Source organism: Microcoleus sp. S13_C3 (genome assembly GCF_036700905.1).
GTDB lineage: Bacteria > Cyanobacteriota > Cyanobacteriia > Cyanobacteriales > Microcoleaceae > Microcoleus.
Window position 1 is genome coordinate 1 of record NZ_JAUBPT010000059.1, and the last position, 24,689, is coordinate 24,689.

At 45.8% G+C, this 24,689-nt stretch carries 24 protein-coding genes; 12 read left to right on the forward strand and 12 right to left on the reverse strand.

What is annotated here, in order from left to right; genetic code table 11:
• On the reverse strand, positions 1-2,002 hold a 2,002-nt coding region (locus QUA16_RS17405), incomplete at its 3' end, for a DUF4347 domain-containing protein (RefSeq protein ID WP_333181269.1).
• A gap of 1,212 nt (positions 2,003-3,214) precedes the next feature.
• Here QUA16_RS17405 and QUA16_RS17410 point away from each other — a divergent pair.
• The gene (locus QUA16_RS17410; RefSeq protein WP_333103858.1) at positions 3,215-3,463 is read left to right on the forward strand and encodes a hypothetical protein; all 249 of its coding nucleotides are present in this window, start codon (positions 3,215-3,217) and stop codon (positions 3,461-3,463) included.
• Here the strand turns inward: QUA16_RS17410 and QUA16_RS17415 are convergent.
• The 4 genes from QUA16_RS17415 to QUA16_RS17430 all read right to left on the reverse strand — a co-directional run bounded on the left by QUA16_RS17415 (position 3,437) and on the right by QUA16_RS17430 (position 7,678).
• On the reverse strand, positions 3,437-5,563 hold the full coding sequence (locus QUA16_RS17415; protein WP_333103857.1) for a prolyl oligopeptidase family serine peptidase: 2,127 nt from the start codon (positions 5,561-5,563) through the stop codon (positions 3,437-3,439). The genes QUA16_RS17410 and QUA16_RS17415 overlap by 27 nt on opposite strands.
• A gap of 328 nt (positions 5,564-5,891) precedes the next feature.
• Complete coding sequence (gene recR, locus QUA16_RS17420) at positions 5,892-6,485, reverse strand: recombination mediator RecR (RefSeq protein ID WP_333036394.1); 594 nt, start codon at positions 6,483-6,485, stop codon at positions 5,892-5,894.
• 152 nt (positions 6,486-6,637) lie between these two features.
• Entirely contained in the window at positions 6,638-7,006 is a 369-nt protein-coding gene (locus tag QUA16_RS17425; RefSeq protein ID WP_333103856.1) for a translation initiation factor, read from the reverse strand.
• Between the two features lie 423 nt (positions 7,007-7,429).
• Positions 7,430-7,678 carry a hypothetical protein gene (locus QUA16_RS17430; RefSeq protein ID WP_333103855.1) on the reverse strand — a complete coding sequence of 83 codons (249 nt, stop codon included), beginning with the start codon at positions 7,676-7,678 and terminating at the stop codon, positions 7,430-7,432.
• 228 nt (positions 7,679-7,906) lie between these two features.
• Here QUA16_RS17430 and trpB point away from each other — a divergent pair, with 228 nt between their 5' ends.
• The 3 genes from trpB (at position 7,907) to QUA16_RS17445 (ending at position 10,729) form a co-directional block, all read left to right on the forward strand.
• Positions 7,907-9,145 carry a tryptophan synthase subunit beta gene (gene trpB, locus QUA16_RS17435; RefSeq protein ID WP_333103854.1) on the forward strand — a complete coding sequence of 413 codons (1,239 nt, stop codon included), beginning with the start codon at positions 7,907-7,909 and terminating at the stop codon, positions 9,143-9,145.
• Between the two features lie 287 nt (positions 9,146-9,432).
• A complete protein-coding gene (locus tag QUA16_RS17440) occupies positions 9,433-9,939 on the forward strand; it encodes a CAP domain-containing protein (protein ID WP_333103853.1) in 507 nt (168 codons plus the stop codon).
• A 157-nt stretch (positions 9,940-10,096) separates the two neighbouring features.
• A complete protein-coding gene (locus QUA16_RS17445) occupies positions 10,097-10,729 on the forward strand; it encodes a ribonuclease D (RefSeq protein ID WP_333103862.1) in 633 nt (210 codons plus the stop codon).
• A 525-nt stretch (positions 10,730-11,254) separates the two neighbouring features.
• On the opposite strand, the gene QUA16_RS17450 is transcribed toward QUA16_RS17445, so the two are convergent.
• Positions 11,255-12,322, reverse strand: coding sequence for a hypothetical protein (locus QUA16_RS17450; protein WP_333103852.1), 1,068 nt, complete (start codon positions 12,320-12,322; stop codon positions 11,255-11,257).
• A 753-nt stretch (positions 12,323-13,075) separates the two neighbouring features.
• The gene (locus QUA16_RS17455) at positions 13,076-14,257 is read right to left on the reverse strand and encodes a HetZ-related protein 2 (protein WP_333103851.1); all 1,182 of its coding nucleotides are present in this window, start codon (positions 14,255-14,257) and stop codon (positions 13,076-13,078) included.
• 137 nt (positions 14,258-14,394) lie between these two features.
• Between QUA16_RS17455 and glyS the strand changes: the two genes are divergently transcribed.
• Positions 14,395-16,560 carry a glycine--tRNA ligase subunit beta gene (gene glyS / locus QUA16_RS17460; protein ID WP_333103850.1) on the forward strand — a complete coding sequence of 722 codons (2,166 nt, stop codon included), beginning with the start codon at positions 14,395-14,397 and terminating at the stop codon, positions 16,558-16,560.
• A gap of 366 nt (positions 16,561-16,926) precedes the next feature.
• Positions 16,927-18,273 carry a UDP-N-acetylmuramoyl-L-alanine--D-glutamate ligase gene (gene murD, locus QUA16_RS17465; protein WP_333103849.1) on the forward strand — a complete coding sequence of 449 codons (1,347 nt, stop codon included), beginning with the start codon at positions 16,927-16,929 and terminating at the stop codon, positions 18,271-18,273.
• A gap of 143 nt (positions 18,274-18,416) precedes the next feature.
• On the opposite strand, the gene QUA16_RS17470 is transcribed toward murD, so the two are convergent.
• The 4 genes from QUA16_RS17470 to QUA16_RS17485 all read right to left on the reverse strand — a co-directional run bounded on the left by QUA16_RS17470 (position 18,417) and on the right by QUA16_RS17485 (position 19,765).
• Positions 18,417-18,617, reverse strand: a complete 201-nt coding sequence (locus tag QUA16_RS17470) for a hypothetical protein (RefSeq protein ID WP_333103848.1) — start codon at positions 18,615-18,617, stop codon at positions 18,417-18,419.
• 36 nt (positions 18,618-18,653) lie between these two features.
• Positions 18,654-19,016: a hypothetical protein gene (locus QUA16_RS17475; protein ID WP_333103847.1), complete on the reverse strand. Its 363-nt coding sequence runs from the start codon at positions 19,014-19,016 to the stop codon at positions 18,654-18,656.
• Positions 18,985-19,167: a hypothetical protein gene (locus QUA16_RS17480; RefSeq protein ID WP_333103846.1), complete on the reverse strand. Its 183-nt coding sequence runs from the start codon at positions 19,165-19,167 to the stop codon at positions 18,985-18,987. The genes QUA16_RS17475 and QUA16_RS17480 overlap by 32 nt, the downstream gene beginning before the upstream one ends.
• 187 nt (positions 19,168-19,354) lie before the next feature.
• Entirely contained in the window at positions 19,355-19,765 is a 411-nt protein-coding gene (locus tag QUA16_RS17485) for an MAPEG family protein (RefSeq protein WP_333103845.1), read from the reverse strand.
• A gap of 30 nt (positions 19,766-19,795) precedes the next feature.
• Here QUA16_RS17485 and QUA16_RS17490 point away from each other — a divergent pair, with 30 nt between their 5' ends.
• From QUA16_RS17490 to QUA16_RS17500, 3 genes are all read left to right on the forward strand, one after another.
• Positions 19,796-19,996, forward strand: a complete 201-nt coding sequence (locus QUA16_RS17490) for a hypothetical protein (RefSeq protein WP_333103844.1) — start codon at positions 19,796-19,798, stop codon at positions 19,994-19,996.
• 422 nt (positions 19,997-20,418) lie between these two features.
• Positions 20,419-21,198, forward strand: coding sequence for a methyltransferase domain-containing protein (locus QUA16_RS17495; RefSeq protein ID WP_333103843.1), 780 nt, complete (start codon positions 20,419-20,421; stop codon positions 21,196-21,198).
• A gap of 113 nt (positions 21,199-21,311) precedes the next feature.
• Positions 21,312-21,647 (forward strand): cupin domain-containing protein, encoded by a 336-nt coding sequence (locus QUA16_RS17500; RefSeq protein ID WP_333103842.1) that lies wholly within the window; start codon positions 21,312-21,314, stop codon positions 21,645-21,647.
• A gap of 250 nt (positions 21,648-21,897) precedes the next feature.
• On the opposite strand, the gene QUA16_RS17505 is transcribed toward QUA16_RS17500, so the two are convergent.
• Positions 21,898-22,599: a Crp/Fnr family transcriptional regulator gene (locus QUA16_RS17505; RefSeq protein WP_333103841.1), complete on the reverse strand. Its 702-nt coding sequence runs from the start codon at positions 22,597-22,599 to the stop codon at positions 21,898-21,900.
• A gap of 45 nt (positions 22,600-22,644) precedes the next feature.
• Between QUA16_RS17505 and QUA16_RS17510 the strand changes: the two genes are divergently transcribed.
• The 3 genes from QUA16_RS17510 to psb34 all read left to right on the forward strand — a co-directional run bounded on the left by QUA16_RS17510 (position 22,645) and on the right by psb34 (position 24,418).
• Positions 22,645-23,163, forward strand: coding sequence for a CdiA C-terminal domain-containing protein (locus QUA16_RS17510; RefSeq protein ID WP_333103840.1), 519 nt, complete (start codon positions 22,645-22,647; stop codon positions 23,161-23,163).
• A complete protein-coding gene (locus QUA16_RS17515; protein ID WP_333103839.1) occupies positions 23,138-24,181 on the forward strand; it encodes a thiazole synthase in 1,044 nt (347 codons plus the stop codon). Before QUA16_RS17510 ends, QUA16_RS17515 begins: the two co-directional genes overlap by 26 nt.
• 69 nt (positions 24,182-24,250) lie before the next feature.
• The gene (gene psb34 / locus QUA16_RS17520) at positions 24,251-24,418 is read left to right on the forward strand and encodes a photosystem II assembly protein Psb34 (RefSeq protein WP_333103838.1); all 168 of its coding nucleotides are present in this window, start codon (positions 24,251-24,253) and stop codon (positions 24,416-24,418) included.
• Positions 24,419-24,689: the final 271 nt, after the last annotated feature.

The window sequence follows — 24,689 nt, forward strand, 5'->3', positions numbered from 1 at the left end:
GAAGGATGGTGTCGGTAATGGTGACGTTTTCGGCTGTGCTTGGGCCGTTATTGACTGTGGAAATTGTGTAAGTAACTATTTCACCCGGTGCTGCTGCCGTAGTCCCGGTTTTGGTGGTAACTACATCGGCACTAGCAGCAACAATTGTAGTTGGGGCTTGAGATATTAGTAGGGAACCGTTGTTGTTACCTAGTATGGGGTCATAAGTGCTGGAGTTGCTAAAGGCGGTGTTGGTTATGGTTGTGCCGATCGCTGTCGCTGCGGGGACAGTTGCGGTTATGGTGCGGGTAGTGCTAGCGCCGTTAGCCAGAGTCGGAATCGTCGGCCAGGTGACAATCTGCGTTTGAGGGTCGTATACGCCATTGCCAGCGGTATCGACAGCGCTGACGAAGGTTAAGTTTGCCGGCAGTTGATCTTGAATCTTAACGTCTGCGGCGCTACTGGTTCCGTTATTAGTGGAAATAATTGTATAGGTAATGGTGCTGCCGGGGGTGGCGAACGAGGGGCCTGTTTTAGCAACGGAAATGTCGGCTGAAAGTGCGGGAGGGTTGATAGTTTCGACAGCGAGATTAGCAATCTCATGAATGTTTGTAGACGCGCCTGTCGAACTAGCAAAACCAAATTTCAAAGTAGCCGGTATTGCTCCGTTTGCAGTGACCAAATCCGGTATGGTGATAAAAGTTTCGTTCGTCTCAAATACGCCGTTGCCGTTATCGTCTAGAGCAACTGAAAGACTGTTTGAACCCGGCAGTAATGTAATTTGGACTGTTTTTTTTACATTAGCAGCGGTGCGAGTGGTTGCCGAAAGATTATCTATGCCGCCGGGAACGGTAGCGGTACCTAAAAAGCTATATGTTGTGGCTGCGCTGCCTCGAATTGTTATTGAATCAGGTCGCGGCCCGGGGCCATCTTTGCCCGCTTGAGCCGGATTGGAAAAATTGCCAAACTCGTCTAATCCAATACCTAAATAACCTCCTACAATACCAGGCGTTATGGGGTCCGAATTTCTCCTTGCATAGCCGAGACCGCCGCCGTAGCCTCCCGCTGCTGTTGGCGTAGTTGTTCCGTCAATTAGGAAAAAACTAACGCCATCCGCACCACCTGCTCCGCCATAGGCAAATAAATTAAAGGTAACTTTTAGCCCCTCAGCGGAAGAGATGGGGCTGTTGTAGATGACAAAAGCTGCTTGGTTCCCATTTGCTGATGTTAATCTCAAAGCGCCGCTGCCTACTGGATCGATGCGCCCTCCCACTACACCGGGAATAATGCCGGGGCCGGTGCCTGCGGTTAAGCCAGGAGGGTTTGATGAAGCGTCGCTAGTTCCATAAATCCAAGGCCCTAGTGCTGTTGAACCTTCAAAGGTTTCGGCAACTAAGGTAGCCAGGACTGATGTGTAGGCTTCTAGGACTTCTTTTTCAAAGGCTAGTTCGGTATTTATTTGTCCTGTAGTAATTTCTAATTCCCAGTTGCCACCTAATGCTGCACTCCCTGTTAGGTTATTGGAAGCAGCAATATTTGCTCCTGTTATTTCACTGAGTTTTTGTATGAATTTAATGCCGGATTCGCCGGCGGCTATGTTACAGCCGTAAAGTAGAATGCTGCCGGATTCGTTAAGGCCTTTTCCCCACTGCTGCAATTGGTTGCTGTAGGTTTCTAGATTATCAATATTAAGTTCTGCCCGGCCGATTTCTACTGCTGCTTCTCTGCCGTGAGAAACTATGTGCAGGCTGGTGATGCTGCTGCGCTGACCCAGAATTTCGGTGATTTGCTCGATCGCCTCCCTAGTAGGATTGAGTACAAATACTTCCGTTCCTGCTTTAATACCACCGATCAATTGCTGGTAGTTTTCTACTCGGGGGTCAACAATCACTAGAGATTTTTTCGCGTCCGGTTCTGCTGTAGAGCTTGCTTTTTCAATAAAAAAGTTGTTCTTAGTGGCAATATTCGTAGATTTAGGTATTTTTACGGCAGACAAATTCGGCAGATTGGAGATCATTTTCATTATTCCCTGATTTAGTTATTAGTTATAACCTAATCAGCTTGACAAAATTCAATAAACACCCACATATAAATCTTAATAAATTATTTATAGAAAAATAATTTATTACTTATGTATTTTTTTGGTTGAGATTTTAGGAAAGAATGGGATGGGGACTGCAGCGGGCGATCGCGCGTGGCTAGGGCGAAAAATCACCGCAACTCTTACGCAAGCGTTTTCGGGCTTTGACTGCGCTAGTTAAGTCTTTTTGTTTGAGAAGGGGCTATCCCATAACTGGGAGATTGCGATCGCCAATTAATTATTGACGCCTTGCTGAAAAAAAGGCAATGGTTCCGGTACGGCGAGGATTCTCAGTACGGTTGTAGGGAGAATTTTTTGTTGAATCTTCACCGTAAGTCAACTTAAAGTCAACTTAGAAAATTGGTTTCCCAGAATAGGAAAATTTTTAATTTTCAATTCTATTTACTACTGTTACTCATGGACATCGCCGTCAAGTTTACCAAGAAATTGGGTCTAAAGCCCCGTCCTTCGCTCGACGGCTTTAATTAATTATCAACTTTTGTTAAGTGTTTTCTTGAACTTTCTTGCATTGTGTTCATTGTAGAGTATAGTAACTATACTACAGGTAGAATAACCGCCGATACACATGAGACACCACGCTCAAACGCCTGGTCCCAAAACAATAATGGTTAGTGGGTGGCGAAAACCACGAAAAACATAGCTGGGCTAACTAATGTAAGCCAAAATCAGAGACTAAACTTTTTATTTCTAAAATGTACTGTCTAAAATGTACTGTGGGGCACACAGAAAAAAGAGAAGCAATTCTCGAAAGCTTGGGGAGACAAACCCTCGCTCGGCTATCTAAATTAAGCTCGATATTTGGTTCCTTTGAACGGATACCTGGTTTAAACACTGCCGCAAGGATAGATAGTTTTAAGGTATGTCGCAGAACCAAGAATCCCCTCGCCTTCAGGCAGGGGAGTGTCAATTATCGTAAGATAATATCCAAAAAATCTTAGAAAGACCTCTAAAGTATACAAAAATTTACATAGCGTAAGGCAAGTTAACACCCCCTGGGAGTTGACAAGTTGCACTAATCTATGATTTAAATTTTCGGGTATCTGCCGCCAAAGGCAGTAGACCTCTTGCAAAAGTCCTTTTCATAAATTTATTGGACGGGCTCTGGGGCCCATTCCACAAGAAAAAATAACTCTTGTGGGATGGGCCGAAGAGCCCGTCCTAGTTATTTTTGCAAGAGCTCTAGTGAAGCGATCGCAGGATTTGAGAATTCAACGCGAGATAGGCGCAAAAAATTCCAACACTAGGGTGAGAGACGTTGTGCTGGGTGCGTACCCTACGGGAGATGCGGAAAAATTGAGGGTGGCGCGATCGCACTTTCTCGGACTCGGCAACCCCCAATTCCGCGCTTTTTCAACCTTAGTCAATATCGAGTTCCCGCACTAAAAAAGCCCATTCATCAGCCAATTCTTCAATCACTTTAGCAGTAGGTTTGCCGCCCCCGTGTCCCGCTTTAGTTTCAATGCGAATTAACACGGGTTTTTCTCCGGCGTGGGTTTCTTGCAAAGCAGAAGCAAACTTGAAACTGTGGGCCGGAACCACCCGATCGTCATGATCGGCAGTTGTAATCATTGTCGCCGGATAAGCGGTTCCCGGTTTGAGATTGTGCAACGGAGAATAGCCGTGAATTGTGGAAAATTCTTCGGGATTTTCCGGCGATCCGTATTCAGAAGTCCACGCCCAACCAATGGTAAATTTGTGGAAGCGCAACATATCCAAAACGCCGACTGCGGGCAATGCTGCACCGAACAATTCCGGCCGCTGAGTCATGCAAGCCCCTACTAATAAACCACCATTGCTACCGCCTGCGATCGCCAATTTTGCAGGTTTGGTATACTTGTTTTCGATCAACCATTCAGCGCCAGCTATAAAGTCATCAAACACGTTTTGCTTATTCAACTTTGTGCCTGCTTGGTGCCATGATTCGCCGTACTCGCCGCCTCCCCGCAAACAGGCTGTTGCGTAAACTCCGCCCATCTCTAACCACACTATCCTGCTAACAGAAAAACTCGGAGTTAGCGAGATGCCAAAACCACCGTATCCGTACAGGTATGTGGGGTTATTGCCATCCAAGTGCAAGCCTTTCTTGTGGGTGATAAACATGGGTACTTGCGTACCGTCTTTGCTTGGGTAAAAGACTTGTTTTGTCTCGTAATCGTCGGGATTAAAATCGACCTTTGGCTGCCGATAAATCGTACTTTCATCTGTCACCAGATTATACCGATAAATGGTGTTTGGCGCAGTGAAACTGGTGTAAGCATAAAAGGTTTCGGTGTCGTGGCGCTTGCCGCCGAATCCTCCCACCGAACCGATTCCCGGCAAAGCTATTTCTCGCGCGAAACAGCCGTCTAAGTTGAAGATTTTAATTTGGGTGTAGGCGTCTTTCAGATAAGAAGCCACAAATTGATTGTTGAGGATGCCAATACCTTGGAGGGTTTCGGCTGCTTCGGGGATAATTTCTGTGAACCCCCCCTGAATCCCCCCCTTACCAAGGGGGGGCGACGGGGGGGTTTCGTCACCAGCGAGGGATGAAGGAGGGGGGTTGTTGGTGTCGATCGCAATTACCCGGCCGCAAGGTGCATTTAAGTCAGTTTGAAACCAGAACAGAGGGCCTTCATTGTCGATGAAGCTGTACTCTGCCTCGAATTCGTTAATGAGTTCTACAACAGGCGATTCAGGGGCTGTTAAGTCTTTATAGAAAATCAGGTTTTTTGTTTCAGTTCCCTGCCAAACTGATATAATTAGATATTTGCCGTCTTCAGTGACGCCGCCGCTAAATCCCCATTCTTTTTGGTCTGGGCGATCGTAAATCAATACGTCTTCAGATTGGGCTGTTCCTAACTTGTGATAAAACAGTTTTTGGTAATAGTTAACGTCTTCGTGCTTGCTTTTTTCGTTGGGTTCGTCGTAGCGGCTGTAAAAAAAGCCTTTACCGTCGTGAGTCCAGGATGCGCCTGAGAATTTCACCCACTTTAAATGATCCGATAAATCTGCACCTGTTTCGATATCGCGGACTTTCCATTCTTGCCAGTCGGAACCGGAAGTTGACAAACCGTAAGCCATGTATTTGCCGTCTTCGCTGATAGCTATCCCACCCAAAGCAACAGTTCCATCTTCTGAGAGAGTGTTGGGGTCAATTAATACTTTGGGTTCGTCGTCGAGGGATGTTAACGTGTAGAGTACGGATTGATTTTGCAGGCCGTCATTCTTGTAGTAGAAATAGCGAGATCCTTCTTTGAAAGGTATGCCGTATTTCTCGTAATCCCAAAGTTGAGTCAGGCGCTGCTTAATTTTTTCCCGCGCCGGAATTTCGTTGAGGTAGGCAAAAGTGACTGCGTTTTGGGCTTCCACCCAAGCTTGGGTTTCCTCCGAGTCGGGATTTTCCAGCCACCTGTAGGGGTCAGATACTTTGACGCCGTGGTAGTCGTCTGTTTGGTCGATTTTGCGGGTTGTGGGGTAGCTTAAAGGTCGATCGAATTTGGTCATGATTTTTTACTACTCTCGGTAACTTTGTCCAGTTTACCCTTTCGCGGCAGTGACGACAGGGAACAACGACACCAAACACCAAATACCAAATACCAAATACTCGACAGGTTGAAACCTGTCGCTACACAGACAAAACCCGCGGACGCGGGTTTCATATCTTACAAATTAGTCATGGCGAGCCTCTACGAAGCAATCGCAAAAGCTTAGTATATAACTATCGTCACATCAATTGTGAACTCTTCCTCCTCTCTTCTCTTCCTTCGTGTCCTTCGCGTCTTCGCGGTTAGTTTCTCTTATTTTTAAATCAGGTATCACCACCCGTTTTCAACTAATCCAACTCCCTCCTTCCTTCCAAAGCACGAGCCAATGTAACTTCATCGGCATATTCCAAATCTCCCCCCATCGGCAAACCAAAAGCTATGCGCGTCACTAGGGTAAAAGGTTTTAATAAGTGACCGATATAAAGAGTAGTAGTTTCGCCTTCCACGCTGGGACTAATAGCAATAATTACTTCCTTAACCTTTTGCTGGCTGACGCGCCGCACTAACGGTTGAATGTTCAATTGTTCTGGGCCAATTCCATCCATCGGCGAGATAACGCCGCCAACAACGTGATATTTACCCATGTATTCCCGCGTTTTTTCTAAAGCGATTACATCGCGAGATTCTGACACTACACAAATGGTATGAGTGTCGCGGTTGGTATTACGGCAAATTTCGCAAACAGGGTCAGCAGATAAGTGAAAGCATACTTGACAGAAACCTACTTGCTGTTTGGCATCAATCAAAGATTTAGCTAGGGCTTGCACTTCTTCTTCCGGCCTCTTCAAAATATGTAAAGCGAGCCGCTGGGCTGTTTTTGGGCCGACTCCGGGCAAGCGCTGCAATTGTTCGATTAAACGAGCTAAAGGTCGAGTGTACATTAAAAATTAGCGGTAATTGGTAATATCATTTCTGGTTGATTCGCGACAATATAATTTGTGCGATGTAGGGGCGGGTTTTACCAACCATCTATGTTTTAAACTAAGTATATCATAAACTCGTCCCGCCCATACACTGAGGAATATTGACTAATTTACCCTCCACTAATTTTAGCTTTGTAGCCTAACTTTGTGATAATTTCTAGCAGCTTTTGCTTGTGTTCGCCTTGAATTTCGATTTCATTATCTTTGACTGTGCCGCCAGTACCGCATTGGGCTTTTAGCTGCTTGGCTAAAGTTGCTAATGTTTCGGGTTTTTCCTGAAAGCCGCTGATGACTGTAACTGTTTTGCCGCCGCGTCCTTTTCGGGATGCTTCGATTTTGAGGTTTTGTTGATTGGGGGGAACTTCGGCAACTCCCCGTTGGAGGGCGGCGGAGTTGTCAACGTTGCCAAATTCGGAGTAAACAATGCGTTTTCCTGATGGGGTATTGGTATCGGAGTCTTTGCGTTTTGATGTACTCATATTAGTTTATTGTTGGTCATTTTGAGTTTTTAAGTCTTTGACTAAAAAAATCTCAGTTGGGACTGGAAACTGGGAATTGATAATTGGTTGGGTTGGTTGTATTAACAAAAATGATGCTATCTGATATTATATCATATTAGTTGCCGATCGGCCGGGTTTCAACCCCTGCCTCAAAGTTAAAGTCCTCGCTATGAGGACTTTAGAATGTGTTTGAGAATGGTTTATTTAAGTGAATTTTAAGGGAATATAATCTATTGGCTTTGAGGTTGGTTTTTAATGTGGCAGGTGCGATAGCATCGATCGTACTTGATATTAGCAGTCAGTTTTAACTGACTTTAGCTATGAGACAGGGAATTAATTCTCTGCCGACCCAAAGGCGATCGCGACTTCCCCGAGTTCGATTGAATTAGTTGCAGCTCTAACTCAATCTAGCGAATCGCGTATGTTTTCTCGTGCCTGTGAAAGAATATTTATGTAGTCTTTATCAAAAGTTACTGATATAACTTTCTCCAACACTGCTTTTAGATCCCAAAGAACACGTTCTTCCGCTTGGTCTTGGAACAACGAAGGATGTTCTTCTTCAATAAAATTACATAACCATTCAAGCAATACAAGGGCTTCGTCATCGCTAAGGCTTACAGACACATTTTTATTTCCTTTTGTAGATTCCATGCTTGTAACCCTCCGTGTTCAAGAACATTTTGTAGTTTTGCAGAATTAAGTTTCCAGCCACTAATAAATTGACCCGACGGAGAAACCCTTACCCAGCAATATATCGAGGGGGTCAACGACCGAATCGACATTTCAGCGATTTGCCTACCCCCTCGCGAGATAGCCCGATCGCCCACAGCCCCATCGACTAGATATAATAAAATCTGTCCCATTATCCCAAGAAAGTCCGTGACTGTCACCCCCCTGCATCTCACCACCGAAACCAGCGCCCAACGCCCCGACTCCCTCGGCAGATTCGGCAAATTCGGCGGCAAATACGTCCCCGAAACCCTGATGCCCGCTTTATTTGAACTAGAAGCCGCTTTCCACAAATACCGCAGCGAACCCGAATTTCAACAGCAACTCCAACAATTGCTCAAAGATTATGTCGGCCGCCCCAGCCCTTTGTATTTCGCCGAACGCCTCACCGAACACTACGCTAAAGCAGACGGAACTGGCCCGCAAATTTACCTCAAACGCGAAGATTTAAACCACACCGGTGCTCACAAAATCAACAACGCTTTAGCTCAAGCATTGCTGGCAAAACGTATGGGCAAAAAGCGGGTAATTGCTGAAACTGGTGCCGGTCAACACGGCGTTGCTACTGCCACAGTTTGCGCTCGTTTTGGTATAGAATGCGTTGTCTACATGGGCGTTCACGACATGGAAAGACAGGCTTTAAATGTGTTTAGAATGCGCTTGATGGGAGCCGAAGTGCGGCCGGTGGCGGCGGGTACGGGAACGCTGAAAGATGCGACTTCGGAAGCGATTCGCGACTGGGTGACAAACGTGGAGACAACTCATTACATTCTCGGTTCCGTAGCGGGCCCGCATCCTTACCCGATGATGGTGCGCGATTTCCATGCGGTAATCGGTGAAGAAACGCGGGCTCAGTGTCAGGAAAAGTGGGGTGGTTTGCCGGATATTTTATTAGCTTGCGTCGGCGGCGGTTCTAATGCAATGGGTCTTTTTCACGAGTTTGTCGGGGAAGAAACTGTCAGATTGATTGGTATTGAAGCGGCGGGCGAAGGTGTGGATACGGATAAGCACGCTGCTACTTTGACTAAAGGAAGTGTGGGAGTTCTGCACGGGGCAATGAGTTATTTGCTGCAAGATAATGAAGGTCAAGTGATTGAGCCGCATTCGATTAGTGCGGGTTTGGATTATCCGGGTGTGGGGCCGGAACACAGTTATTTGAAGGATGCGGGCAGGGCTGAATATTATAGCGTAACTGATGCAGAAGCGCTGGAAGCATTTCAGCGGCTTTCGCAGTTGGAGGGGATTATTCCGGCTTTGGAAACTTCTCACGCGATCGCCTATTTGGAGACTCTGTGCCCGCAGCTAACAGGCAATCCGCGCATTGTGCTTAACTGTTCCGGACGCGGCGATAAAGACGTGAACACTGTGGCGAAGGTTCTGAATATCTAGGTTAGCGGAATGTGGGGCGATCGCCCTGTAGGAATTGGTAACAATTAATTGGTGTTAACTTAAGACTAAAATCCTTTGTATCTCTCGTTTGTATCGAAGTCTAGATCCCCCCTAGCCCCCCTTAATAAGGGGGGAACTGGAAGCGTTCTTTTGTCCCCCTTATTAAGGGGGAGTAGGGGGTATGCGAGGGGGATCTAGAGGCTTATCCTCAGACGGTATACTCATATTACTTTTGGCATTAAGTTGACACTAATGGTAACAATTAACTTTATTTTTCGTTTGATTTCATGTCCAAAGGTTTGATTTCGATTTGCTTGGGATTGTTGACAATCCTGCCAAAGTGTGATACCTCCATTCCTACGCGATCGCTGCCACAAACTCCCATGAATACTAATGTTGCTTCGAGTGCTATCACTGACTTAGAAAAAGCGGTTAACCAACAGATAAATCAATACCGAGCATCTAAGAAGTTGCCGCCGCTGAGTGTCGATCCGCGAATCAGTCAGATAGCAAGAATTCACAGCGAAAATATGGCTAACGGTAAAGTACGTTTCAGCCACGATGGATTTGAAGGGCGGGCGAAAGCAATTACGATTCCTTATCAAAGTGTAGCTGAAAATCTTGCTTACAATATGGGCTACAGCGACCCGGTACGCAATGCTGTTGAGGGTTGGATTAAAAGTGAGGGCCACCGTAAGAATATGGAGGGTCAGTTTAATGTGACCGGTATTGGGGTTGCGAAAAATGCCAAAGGCGAGTATTATTTTACTCAGCTTTTTGTTCGCAGTCGGTAAGCGGGAGGAAGGCACGACACGGATTCGGACACGGATACACGGATTAATTATCGAGTGTGACGTAGATGCTGAAGTTAGAAGGAAGAGGGAAGAGGGAAAAAGGCAGTCAACAGTCAACAGTCAACCGTCAACAGTCAACAGTCAACAATTACTAATAATGGAATTTGCAGATTTTCAAGTGTGCGATCGTGATATTCCCGATTCTCTCTTATCTTATTATTTGACTGCGCCGGCGATCGCCGTTGATACGGAAACAATGGGTTTGCTACCGTGGCGCGATCGCTTGTGTTTGGTGCAGTTGTGCAATCCAGAAGGTAAAGTTGCAGTGGTGCGGATTGCCAAAGATCAGACAGCAGCACCGAATTTAAAGAAGTTAATGGAAGCCGAAAATATTGAGAAAGTATTTCATTTTGCGCGCTTTGATATGGCAACAATGCGGTACAATTTAAATATTAATATTGCACCAGTTTTCTGCACCAAGCTAGCTAGTAAACTTGCTAGAACTTATACCCACAAACACGGATTGAAAGAATTAATTTTAGAACTTGAAAAGGTAGAATTAAATAAAACATCTCAAAGTTCCGACTGGGGAAATGCCACTAATCTTTCTGACGACCAACTAAATTATGCTGCTAACGATGTCCGCTATTTGCTGAGCGCTAAACAAAAGTTGACTGCTATGTTGCAGCGAGAAGAACGCTGGGAAATTGCACAGCAATGTTTTCAGTGTTTGCCCGTTTTTGTGAGTTTGGATTTATTGCAGTACAAGGATGTTTTTGAGCATGGCTAATAGCATTTTAGGTTTTAGATTTTAGATTTTAGATTTTAGATGGGGAATGACTGATGACTACCAGGGCTTAGAGTACAGGCATACAGTTCCATTCTTTTAGGGAACTGGTATAATCTTGTGTCATATTATGTCCGATCGATTGACCATAATATCCCGGCCGGGCGGGTTTTTGAGATTGTCAATTATTGGCAAATATTATTGGTGAACCCGCCCCTACCCGATTTCGGGTGAAGCGAAGCGGAGGGAATCGACCGGACTAGATATCACCTGGCAGAACTGCCATCAAATTGTTTTGTAGTGAAAACTTGAGTTATGATAAAACTCGCTTGGACTTGAGTCCTCACTACAAACGTAATTATTATTAATTGACCGGACTTGATGTGATATCAAATCCGGTAGCATCGGAAATATTCCTCTCTGTATTCTCTCCCTCTGCGTTCTCTGCGCCCTCTGCGGTTAAATCATTCCGATACAACCGGAAACGATATGAGTAAAAAAAAATTCAAAACAGTGATCTATTGCTGATTATGGCTGATCGGGATTATGTTCGTGCATCAAAGCTTCAATTTGGTCGTCAACATTTCTAATCACCTGTTCCAAAGCGGGCAACCCCTCTAAAGGCACAGGAGAAAGCCGAGTTCGATCGCGAATTTGATTCACTTTCCGCTGCAATTCTTCGGCCAGCCGCAGTGCGTCCCGACTCAAAGTAGACAACTGCTGCTGCTGGTAAAACCTCAAAGCTGCCCCCCGCAACACTTGCAGAGTGGCTTCTTCCTTGCCACCCACCGTCATTACCCGCAAGCGCAACAGCAAATGAGTGTTTTGATATATGCGCTCAACTTCGACTTGTTTGGGCTGTTCCACCGGGCAAACAGGCATATCTGTCAGCCGCTTCAACTCGTCGATGACCTCTTGGAAAAGGACGATATCGATACCTTCGAGCATCGATTTCAAAACGCCGTCTTGACTCCAAAGAATCCGGCCTTGGGACTGGTGCCGCTCAAAAAACAGGCGGCCGATACCCTCTCGCAACACTCTACCGAGCAATTCTTCCAGCAGTTGGGGCGCGGGCAAAGTTGCCAAAACTTCGACTGGGCTTGACAAGTGCAAGGCCTCGACATTCAAAACCGATAGCTGTGTCGGTGTCGGGGGAACCTCAGCGCCAGCAGGTTTAAACCGCTCAGGATGGGGCATCGAGGGTTGTGGCACAGACAGCAGCGTTGCTGCATTGGGGCCTGAAGTTGCTGAGGCGGGATTTTTGGCTGTTGGGGCTGCGGGGGTTTCTGTCTGGCTGGGTTCTCGAAGCTGGTTCCCGTGCAGCAAGTAAGCTGAGAGCATCGAGCGCTGAGTTTCCGAGGCAATTGGCTCTGTTGTGACTGAGCAATTCATGTAAGCTAAAATCCGCTGCACGTAGTCCAAGGCGGAGTCATCTTGGGCATCGACTACGCCCAATTTAAACAGATTACCTTCTAGAGATAAAGGCAAAACTTGATAATAAAGGCAAGCTTCAAAGGGGACAACTGTGTCGATTAGTTGAAATATTCGATCGGAGTCCATTGTAGCTGCCGAGCCTGTTGAAGATGTATGTACCATTAGCTGCTTTGTAGTTGGAAGCGCGATCGAGCACGACGCACCAACCTGATGCGATAAAATTAAACGCTGCAACTTCCCTGACGGAGGAATTGGCCTAACAACCGGAAGCTTTTATTAAAGAAAAATCCTTAGTCCCAGAATTTTCTCCCTTCTGTATTGCAGCCTTAAATTCTACCAAAAGATTGAGAACTAGATGATGACTAGCGCAGGCTAGACCCACTATGATCGATCGCCCGAGATTGATGCCCGTGGCTGGCAACAATAGAATTATGTCTTTAATGCACAAGTATTAGAGATGCACCACAACCGATGATTTACGGGCAACCGCTGAATTTAGGATTGATTAAAAAATCCTGAAAAGTCGATCGTGCTGCTAGTATCTTAGCCCAGAGAGTTGACTGCGATCGTCTCGGAGCGCGATCGTCATTCGATTTTAGATTTTAGATTTTAGATTTTAGATTTTGGATTGACTTGCGCGAGATAAATTCGGGGGCTTGAGGAGTTGAGATTTTCGATTTTGGATTGATTCCACGGATAAATCACGTAGCGGCTACGATCGAGAAACTCGCTTGTCACGGCAGCGCTACAATATCCCGATTGCTCTAACCTGATTTGATACAAGGGGCATCGCGCGATTTTCCACGGGGAAACTCGCAGAACTCTGTGGCTGTGAGGGAATTGATTTGTAGCGCGGATTCTGAAAAATGCTACCGCCAATTAACAATTAGCAATTGCCCGCCACCCATTACCAATCTACTCGTTGCGGAGGGATTGAGCTGCTAAATAGAGTTTGCTCCACTCGCCGATGACTTGATTGGTTTTCAGCTTTAATTCAGATGCGATCGTTTCTACACTTTTCCCTGCTTTCAGCGATTCTACCAACTGCCGCTGCACCGGCGTGAGGTTTTGTAAATATTGCTGCCACTGAGCCGGAGTCAAGCCCAAACTGTGTTCTTGGAGCGAAGTTTCCAGCCAGTTTGCGACTAATTCCGGTGCTTGTTTGACCGCAAAAACCCGAATCGCGTGGTAACTGACTTTTTCTCGCAAGCGGTAAATTTGCTTGATCGGAACCTTCAACTCCTCGGCAATTGCCTCTTGGGAACGACCTTGCAGGTAAAGCCGCAGCCACCGGGAAGCCAGCGGATCGACTTCAGCGGCCAAGTAATTCTCAAATTCTTGTTGGACAATCTGCCGCTGAGTTTGCTGCTCTTCCCAAGCTTGATTTTCTCGATACTCGGACATCGCCTGTTCGTCTAGCAGGCTGAGCGGTTCGTCTGTATCGTCGGGTAGAACCTGTTCCGACACCAGCCGCACCCAGTCTCCAGCAGGCACTTGGGTCAACCCGCCCCGCTGGGAACGCCGCAGGTAGTTGACAAAACGGTACACCAACAGCGGCTGGTTGCGGATCGGCCGCAAGCAGTATTCTTCTGTGCTCGCTAGCAGCAAAGCATTTCGCAGGCGTCTGTCTGAGGTGCATTCGGCAATCCAGGCGACTTGCTGCTGCAGGTAGCGATCGGAATTAAGCATTTCCTGAATCACTTCTTGTAGTACCTCCACCGCACTCCGCTGTCTGTCGCGACTCAGGGAAACCCACGCTTGGATTTTTTGCCGGAGCACAACCAAACCGCCCAGCCGCCCGATCAAGTTACGGTAAGCTTTTTCTGGCGGTACTCCCAGATACCGAGAAATCAAAATTCGATATAAAAAGTCGATCGCCCCAGAGGCGACAGACAATTGAGTTGGGCTAAGAGTGTCAAATCTTTCGGGCTTGTCTCCCAACAGCCAGCGGACAACACTCTCGCGGGTGCTAGAATTTTCGTCCGGGCAATCTTGTTCAAGTCGTGACTTCCAATCTTGTGCCAGTCTTTCCGCCAAGGTCATGAGCTGTTGAGCTATTTGTCTTTCACCCCCGATTTTACGTGGTATGCTGATCATTTGATTCTTTTTTGGATCTAATAGGACTTGCGCGTCGGTAAAATAATTCTGTCATTGGGTTATCGCGATCGGTAACTTTTGTAATGATTAAACGGGCAGATTAATTGCCTATTGACAAAAACACCTAACACTGTTATATGCCTAACTTTTTATTAGAACTCGGTACAGAAGAATTGCCCGCATCTTTTGTCAGAAGCAGCGCCCAGCAGTGGCAGCGACTTGTACCTGCAACTCTGGCAGAACAATCCTTGACAAATGACTCAATTAATGTATACGCTACTCCGAGGCGTTTGGCCGTTCTCGTGAAAGGACTGCCAGTTCAGCAATTAGACAGAGAAGAAGAGGTAAAAGGGCCACCCGCAAGTTCGGCTTTTAAAGATGGCAAACCGACGAAAGCAGCCGAAGGTTTTGCGAAAAAGCAGGGCGTAGAAATTGATGCTTTGGAAGTTCGCGCTACCGATAAAGGCGATTTTGTATTTGTGCTCAAAAAGATTCCGGGGCGGCTGAGTGCGGATATTTTGACAGAACTTGTGCCGCAGTGGATTAATAAGTTAGAAGGTAAAAGATTCATGCGGTGGGCTGACGGAGATTTGAAGTTTCCGCGCCCGATTCGATCGATGGTGGCACTGTTAGATGATACTGTACTGCCAATTACATTGGTGAGCGGTTCGGATACGGTCAAGAGCGATCGAATTTCCCAAGGACATCGGGTGTTATACACCCCCCCTACACCCCTGGGAGGGGTTTCGATTCCCCAAGCCGAGGATTATGTCGAGTGTCTGCGGGCTGCTTGCGTGGAGGTCGATCGCACCCAGCGCAAAAATCAAATTAAAGCACAAGTAGAAGCCGCAGCAACAAAACAAGGCGGTTACGCCGAAATTACCGAAGATTTGTTAGAAGAAGTCACCGACTTAGTAGAATGGCCGAATGCAGTTGTCGGCAAATTTGATGAGGAATTTTTGATATTGCCGCCGGAAGTAATCACCACAATTATTGTTACAAACCAGCGCTATTTTCCCATCCTCAAAAGCCCAGATTATCCCGAACTTCTGCCCTATTTTATTACAATTTCCAACGGAGATCCCGCTAAAGCCGCGATTATTGCCGCCGGTAACGAGCGAGTAGTGCGGGCAAGATTGGCAGACGGTCAGTTTTTCTACAAAGCAGACTTGGTAAAGCCTTTAGAGGATTATTTGCCCAAGTTGGAAACAGTTACTTTTCAGGAAGATTTAGGGACTGTGCGCGCAAAGGTCGATCGGCTGTGCAAGATTGCCAGTTTAATTGTCAATCAACTGCAAATCACAGAGGAAGAGCAAGCTGATGTAGCAAGAGCAGCCTTACTGTGCAAAGCCGACCTCGTAACCCAAATGGTTTACGAACTTCCAGAAATGCAAGGAATCATGGGGCAGAAATACGCCTTAGCAAGTGGCGAATCGGAAACAGTAGCCACAGCGATTTTTGAACATTATTTGCCCAAAGGTGCGGGCGACAATTTGCCCCAAACTCTGACAGGTCAAATTGTCGCAATAGCAGATAAATTAGATACATTAGTCAGCATCTTCGGCTTGGGAATGTTGCCGACTGGTTCATCCGATCCTTTTGCTTTGCGCCGCGCAGCCAATGCAATAACTAACATTATTTGGGCGGCTCAGTTGCAAGTCAACTTGCACAATTTGCTCGCAGAAATTGTTGCAGAATTTACGGCAGCCCGTCCGCAAACCTCGGCGGAGTTGCTGGATCAGTTATACGATTTTTTCTTGCAAAGAATTAGGAGTTTGTTGCAAGAAGAAAAAAATGTAGATTACGATTTGGTAAATGCAGTTTTGGGAGAAAACGACCCAGAATATACTGAACGAGCATTGCGAGATTTGTTGGACACTTTAGAAAGAGCGCTTTTCTTGCAACAAATCCGCAATGACAATACATTGGATAAAATCTACGAAACTGTGAATCGTTCAACTCGTTTGGCGGCTCAAGGTGATTTGGATAAAGTAGAATTGGAACCGAAAAATGCGGTGAAACCGGAGTTATTTCAAAAGTCGTCTGAACAAGCTTTCTATGATGCAGTCGTGCAGTTAGTGCCGCAAACCCTGCTATCCAAACAAACTCGGAATTACCAGCAGTTAGTAGATAGTTTGACGGAAATTGCTCCGACTGTCAGCAGCTTTTTCGACGGGCCAGAAAGCGTTTTAGTGATGGATTCTGACCCGGAAATTAAGCAAAATCGGTTGAATTTACTGGGTTTGCTGCGGAATCACGCGCGGGTGTTAGCTGACTTTGGGGCGATCGTCAATCGATTTTAGATTTTAGATTTTGGATTTTAGATTGCGACCAAAGGTTTTGATGTAATATCAAATCCATTGGTATCAGAATTATTCATTTCTATCTTCTCTCTTCTCCTCCTCTGTGCCCTCTGCGCCCTCTGCGGTTAAATCATCCCAAAAAAACCGTAACCGAAATCGATTTTAGATTTTAGATTTTGGATTTTAGATTGCGGCCAAAGGTTTTGGTGTAATATCAAATCCATTGGTATCGGAATTATTCATTTCTATCTTCTCTCTTCTCCTCCTCTGTGTCCTCTGCGCCCTCTGCGGTTAAACCATCCCCAAAAAACCGTAACATATAAGAGGAAAAAACCAAGAAAATTCGCTCCATCACACACACAACTTATGCCGATAGCTCATATCATTGGACTAGGAAAATCAGGAATTGCCGCCGCAAGACTGCTAAAACGCGAAGGATGGGAAGTAACGCTGAGCGATCGCTCATCTTCCCCAAGCTTGCTCGAACAGCAACAGGAATTCGCTAACGAAGGAATTCATGTGGAGTTAGGTAAATCTTTTGAACCAGTCGAATCTATAGAATTAATAGTAGTAAGTCCGGGCGTTCCCTGGGACAGCCCAGCATTAGTGCGCGCCAGAGAGTTAGGCATTGAAACAATCGGAGAAATGGCTCTCGCGTGGCGTTACCTCAAATCTCCTTGGGTGGGAATTACCGGCACTAACGGCAAAACTACTACTACTGCTTTAATTGCGGCTATTTTTGCAGAGGCCGGGCTTTACGCTCCCGCTTGCGGCAATATTGGCTATGCTGCGTGTGAATTAGCTTTAGCAGAAAAACAGCCGGATTGGGTAATCGCAGAGATCAGCAGCTATCAGATAGAATCCTCGCCGTTTGTAGCGCCACGCATCGGAGTTTTGACGACTTTGACGCCGGATCACCTCAGCCGCCACAAAACTTTAGAAAATTACTACAACATTAAAGCGCATTTGCTGAAAAAGTCGGAATTGCAAGTAATTAACGGCGACGATCCTTGTTTGCGGCAGCAAGGAGTTGACGTTTGGCCGGATGCGTGTTGGACGAGTGTCAAAGGTGAAAAAGATTTGTTGGGCGATCGCACTTTTGGCGCGTACATCGAAAACGGTTGGGTAATAGCTCAAAGCGAGAAAATTCTGCCTGCTGATTCTTTGCGGATGGTGGGAGAACACAATTTGCAGAATTTGTTAATGGCGGTGGCGGCGGCTAATTTGGCGGGGATAGATAAAAGTGCGATCGCCCGGGCGATCGCTAAATTCCCCGGAGTTTCGCACCGCCTAGAACACATCTGCACTTGGGAAGGCATAGATTTCATCAACGACAGCAAAGCTACTAATTATGACGCCGCCCAAGTCGGGTTGGCTTCTGTGAGTGCACCGGCGATTTTAATTGCGGGCGGCGATGCCAAAGAAGGGGACGATCGCGCATGGATTGATACAATCAAGGCAAAAGCTGCTGGGGTGTTGCTAATTGGGGATGCGGCAGGTATTTTTGCCGATCGGCTCGAACAAGCAAATTACAACGCTTGGGAAATAGTCGAAACAATGGAACGAGCCATCCCACGAGCAGCAGAATTAGGCAAACAAAATCATGCTAAAGTAGTGCTGCTTTCCCCAGCCTGTGCTAGCTTCGATCAATACCAAAACTTCGAGCAACGGGGCGATCATTTCCGCCAATTATGCCTCGAATCCCTGATTTAACGGACACCAATCGCGTAGGGGCGGGTTCACCAACAATTTATGCCTAAAACCAATAATCTCGTAAACCCGCCCCCACCCAACTGTCAATCACAATCTACCGCTTTCAAGATACAAGAGGCGGGTTCACCAACATCTTTAATTGGCTAACCATAATCTTCATAAACATCCCCCGTCCATACTGTCTTCCAAATATCCTTAATTCTAGCCTGCTGTTCCCATTCTAGCTCAGAAAAAACTATCATTATTTCCTCATGAGTATAATCAATAATGATTGCCGCCAAATGAGCAGCCGTTTCCGCTTCCAGCATGGCTATTTTTAACTTGGCCATTGCCTCCTTATTCATTCGCACTAAACTTTGAATATTGACCTCACTTTCATTTTAATTGTGTCTGCAAATGTCTTTTAATTGGCTCTGAAAATCAGCAATCTGAGCAGCACTTATTGTATCAGAATGCGACGACGATATTTTAAATTCTTGCCTACAAAGCTGAGAGCGCAATTTTTCATCAATCTCCAGAATCTGGTCTTCGGAAGCGACATTTTTTTGCAACAAGATTGCGATTTCTCTTTCCAGTTGGCGATTTCCTTGCTGAAAGAAATCTTGAGAGTTAGAACGAAACAAACCGCTATTGACTTGCTGAATTGGGCTAGGCGTCAGCGATTGAGCCGAGACAGCAGCCGGAAATCCCAAAGATGCAGCTAGCCAGCAGCTATAAATTATCTGTTTGAGAATGCTGTTCATGACGATTGGGAGGAGTTTTTACCTCAGTTGGTTTCTCGTTTTCTGACTCGCTTGCTAATTCATCTTCTCGTTCAAGTTTTTCTTGCCACTCGACAAGCTGGTGAAAAAGTTGCGGGTTAATTTCAAATACGGGTTTGTTGGTTTCTGACATATTTACTCCTGAAGGTGATTGAAAGACTTGGATTTAACTGGTTCCCAGGCTCTGCCTGGGAACCCCTGTGCAGAGGCTCTGCCTCGCTTTTTCAGCAGGAAAATTGGAGGCTGAGCCTCCGGGTCTGCGTTACCAGGCAGAGCCTGGAAACGAGTAGAGAAACAATTATGTCGATCGGAAGCTACGCTCAAACCTTCAGCAGCGACATAATTATGCCAGTTAAGGAACCACCAAGCAAAGCTAAAGTAGCTAAGGTACTAATCCCAAATCCTGCCGCTCTTTTTTCGGCAGCTTGATAGTAACCCCAAGCAAACAAAATGCGTCCAACTATCCAAACTGCGCCGATACCAGCGCCCCATATTGGGCTGATAAATTCCGAGAACAGCCACAGCGAGGGCAAAAATAGAATCATTTGCTCTAAGGTATTTTGCTGAACTCGCACCACTCGCTCAAAGTCTGGGTTTCCTGTCATCTGCGGGGGAGAAACTTGGTATTTGAATCTAGCTCTGCCGACGTTGATGGTAACAACGAAGTAGAGAATTAATGCTGAAACAGTAATTAGACTAGGCCAAAGTGTGGCGTTTGCTTCTGCGAGCATGATTCGGTATTATGGGGTGGAGTATATATCTTGATTATAAATCAATTATTGCCGATCGCGTTATTCATCGCCCTCCCGTCATTCAAGGCGGGGGATGTGATGCAACTGCTGGGTATTAGTGGCGCGGCAATTACTTTAAAGTTCCGGGACATCCTCGAAAACTTGCTGGCTGGGATTTTGATTCTTTTGCTCGCACCTGCACAGGGATACAAGCCCAGACTCTTGTCGTAAGCCGCCCAAATTTTAGACTCTTATTCAACCTCCCAGATTCATCGGTGGAGTAAATCTCAAATCTCAAATTTAAAATCTAGAATCTCAAATCTCAAATCTCAAATCTCACATCTCAAATCTCAAATCGACGGGTTGCACCTGCATAGGCTTGTTCCATCGCAACAAAAGTTAATTATTTAACTCAAATTCGTTGGCAGGATTAACAGAAATAAGTTCTACTAAAACGAGTACGGGTTTTGTGCTTTCGACTGAAAGCATTGTTTGCCATCAAAAACAGTCCGAATTGTTGAGGGGCGGACATGGTATAATTCCTGATATTGTAGGGTTCGTCACCCTACGAGAATTTGAATATGAGCTAGATCATAGAAAGATTTGAGAAAATTTGGCAAACTGAGAGTAAGGTTACATAGGAGGTCAATTCAATGACCAATACTGCTCTGAATTTTAAGACTGCACCGGGACATGAAGTGCTCGCGGCGGCTGGCAAGAAAATGCTGAGGCCGGGGGGGAAACTTGCTACGGAACAGTTATTTGAATGGGCGGATTTTCAGCCTGGGGACACTGTTTTGGAGTTGGCTGCTAGTTTTGGATATAGTTCGATCGCCCTTGTTGAACGTTTTGGCGTAAAAGTAGTGGGAGTTGAGAAAAATCCCGACAGTGTGGCCCGCGCTCGTGCTAATGTTGCAGCAGCCGGTTTGAGCGATCGAGTGGAAATTGTGGAAGGAGATATTTTTCACTTGGATCGGATTTCCCAACAGTTTGATTGGGTTTTGGCTGAAGCTATCCTGACAATGCAGTCGCCGTCGGGGAAAGCTAAAATTGTATCGGGAATTTGCGATCGTTTAAAACCAGGCGGCAAATTTCTTTCTCACGAACTTTTAGCGAGAAACCGAGAATCAGAAATTCACAAAGCTTTATCAGAAGTGACGCGGGCTAATTCAACGCCTTTGTCTGAGTCTGGCTGGATTGCTGTTTACCAAAACGCGGGCTTGCAAGTAGAAAAGTGTCAAAGTGGGGCGATGGGGCTCCTCAACTTGTCGCGAATGCTGCAAGATGAAGGGTTTGTGGGTACTGTGCGGATTTTGTGGAATATTTTAAGTCGATCGCAAATTCGCGATCGTATCTTAGCAATGCGTAGAGTTTTCCAGCATTACCAACAGGATCTAGGCTACATCGTTATGTCTGCCAAAAAACAATCTTAACCGACTCAATCGATTTTCGATTTTCGATTTTCGATTTTCGATTTTCGATGGAAGAAACTGAAGCCACTGATAAATTCGAGGCTTGTGACCAAATTAATTAATTGTCAAAAACTATGACTACTACTCTTTTACCGCTACAATCTTCAGCAATCCAACTCCGAGACGCAATTGAATATCCCGCCGCCGGAGTGCTGAACAAAATTTTAGTCAAAGACAATAATTGTCAGTACAGTTTATTTTGTCTGGCTGCAGGAACGGAAATTTCGGAACACTCCTCTGCACGGAATGCCACAGTTAATGTCATCGAAGGAAAGGGTATTTTGACTTTGGAAGGCAAGGATATTGTTTTGGAACCTGGGGTATTTATCTTCATGCCCGGTCAAGCTCTTCACGCTTTGAAAGCCGAAGAAAATTTGGCGTTTATTTTGACACTTTCCGAGCCTCATTAATCCCATAAATATTGCTGTAGGGGCGGGTTTTACCAACCATAATTGACTAAAATCAATAATCTCATAAACCCGCCCCCCACAACGCGTGAATCGGGGCGGGTTTATGTAGATAGTGAGTTGCAGTCAAATATGGTTTGTGAAATCATGTCCCGTAGCATCATCAGTTGGGGCGGGGCGGGTTTACGAGATTGTTAGTTTGAGACGTAAATTGTTTGTGAAACCGGCCCTACAATAATTGGGATTGTAACATTTAGTCTATTTCATCTCCAGAGGCGATATCCTCCAATTTTTCCCAATCCAATACAATAATTTTACCGCCTCGACTGTAGGAGACAAACGGCTTGAGTTTCTTAAATAACCGCACGCATTCTTCGTAGGTAATTCCAATACTGCGAGCAATTTGATAGTAGGGAAAACGTTTTTCTAAACATACACTATTATCCGCCATCTTCCTACCTTGCTCGACGCCAAAGTAATGAATAAATCGGGCCAGCCGCACGATCGCCCTTTCCGACACCAAACCGTGCACAGTCTCGTGCAGTTGCTGCAACCGCTGATTAAACACCGCCAATATTCGCAAGGCAATCTCAGGATTTTCCCGAATAGCTGCTAGCAAAAATTCCCGTTCTGTGGTAATAACTTGCACATCCGTTTCTGCAGTCACCGTTGCGGGGGCAATGCCGTTGCCTAGCAAAGCAGGTGCAGCAAAAATATCTCCCTGAAACAAAGTGCGGAGAATTGTTTCTTTGCCCGCCGTCGCTGTTTTTGCAACCCGCAGAGAACCGCTCAAAAGAGTGTATAATTTTTCGGGGATGCGATCGCCCTCATAAATCACAACTTCTCCCTGTCGGTAACTGCAAATTACTGTGTGTTCTTGCAATCGCTCTAATTCAGTTCGGTTTAAGCTGGCAAATATTCCAATTTTAGCCAGTTGCTCGACAGTTGCTTTCATGCAGTTAACTCTACTAGCTCGCAGTTCAATAAGAGTACAATAACGGTGAATCCAGAATACATCCAGCAAAGCAGAGCCATCTACGAAAATGCAGAACCAGAATATCGGCGGCATTATTTTGACGAGCTAGCTGGCGGATTTGTGCTCGTCCACCAACACCACAATCTTAATGATTCGGAAAGTTTTGTGGCTGAAGTTTTGGCTAAAATAGGAAAGAGAGTTAGACTTTTGAGCGAACAAGCACCGTCGGGAACTAAAACTCCAGACGCTGACGTTGACTGTCAAATTTGCGAATTTAAGGAATTAACAAAAGAGTCGAGTAATCTCAAAAATAGAGTACAAGAAGGGTTTGGAAAAGCCAAAAATCAAAGTGCAAATGCAGTCATTTTTCACGTAAATATAGAAATTTACGACATTCGAGAGATAGACGAAGGCATCAGGCAAGCCATATATTGGGATGTTAAGCATCTCATGCAAACTATCATTTTGGTTTTCAACAACCAATCTGTTCTAAAAATTACTAGAGAGGAATGGGAAAATGGGCAGCGTTTTTCAAGAATTTGAAGAAATTGTAAATAACGGTATAAAAAATAATATGCCGCGGGATGCAAGATTGATTATTGTTGGAGAGATCCTCTACGCAGTAACTCGGGACGAACTAACCAATAAAGAAGGTTGGCTGCTAGAAAATATGCTCGGAGGCAGAGAAGAATGGGAAAAGGGGCTAGAATATGCTATTTTTGGAGACCCAAAACACGGACACATAGCGCCACCCCTAACTATCTCCGATCAACCTCTGGTTATTGCCGGCAAAACTTTTCATTCTCGCTTGATGACGGGGACGGGAAAATATCGCAGCATCGCAGAAATGCAGCAAAGTGTCAACGCTAGCAGGTGCGAAATTGTGACTGTAGCTGTGCGGCGAGTGCAAACAAATGCTCCGGGGCATGAAGGATTGGCAGAGGCTCTCGATTGGACTAAAATTTGGATGCTGCCAAATACTGCCGGTTGTCAAACTGCGGATGAGGCAATTAGAGTAGCTCGTTTAGGGCGAGAAATGGCGAAACTTTTAGGGCAAGAAGACAATAATTTTGTCAAATTAGAAGTGATTCCCGATGCTAAATATTTGCTGCCAGATCCGATCGACACTTTGGAAGCGGCAGAACAATTAGTTAAAGAAGGTTTTGCCGTTTTGCCCTACATCAATGCCGATCCTCTGCTAGCCAAACGCCTAGAAGAAGTCGGTTGTGCGACAGTCATGCCTTTAGGTTCGCCCATCGGTTCAGGGCAAGGGATCAACAATGCGGCCAACATTCAAATAATTATTGACACGGTGAAGGTTCCTGTGGTTGTCGATGCGGGGATCGGAACCCCCAGCGAAGCAGCCCGAGCAATGGAAATGGGAGCCGATGCACTGTTGATTAATTCCGCGATCGCCAATGCCCAAAATTCCCCAGCGATGGCCAAAGCAATGGGAATGGCCGCAGAAGCGGGGCGGATGGCGTACTTAGCAGGCAGAATGCCGATCAAAGATTACGCGATCGCCTCTTCCCCCCAAACAGGCACTGTCACCTCAAAATAAATTCCTGAATTTTCCTGGGCGCTTTTTTGGTACAGTTGTAAACATCAAAAATATTAAGGATTGTGACTGATGCCTTACATCAAAGATGACGATGGACGCCTGAACAACTTTGCTAAAGAGCCGAAGGTGTATGAAGCCGTACCTCCTAACAAAAATCAGCAACGCAACTACATCATCCTGGGTATTGCAGCAGCCATGTTAGTCGCCGGTTTGGTGTACGTGGCTGCCTCCGTCTGAAAACTGGTCTGAGACTCAAAGCTGCTTCAAATCGCAATTTTAAATAATCCTTCGAGAAACCATGTTTTCCTTTCCCAAGGAAACATGGTTTTTGTGTTTCAATACAAAGCAGGGAGTTGCGACAATCCTGAAGCGTGCCGAGCGAGCTGGAAAGCTAAATAAGACCAGCATAAATTTGGTGTTTTCCTCTCGGCTGTCGGGTTCAGGGACTTGGGTTGCACTTAATCACACTGGTTTGCCACCCACATAAAATTGCCAATTGAAAATCTAC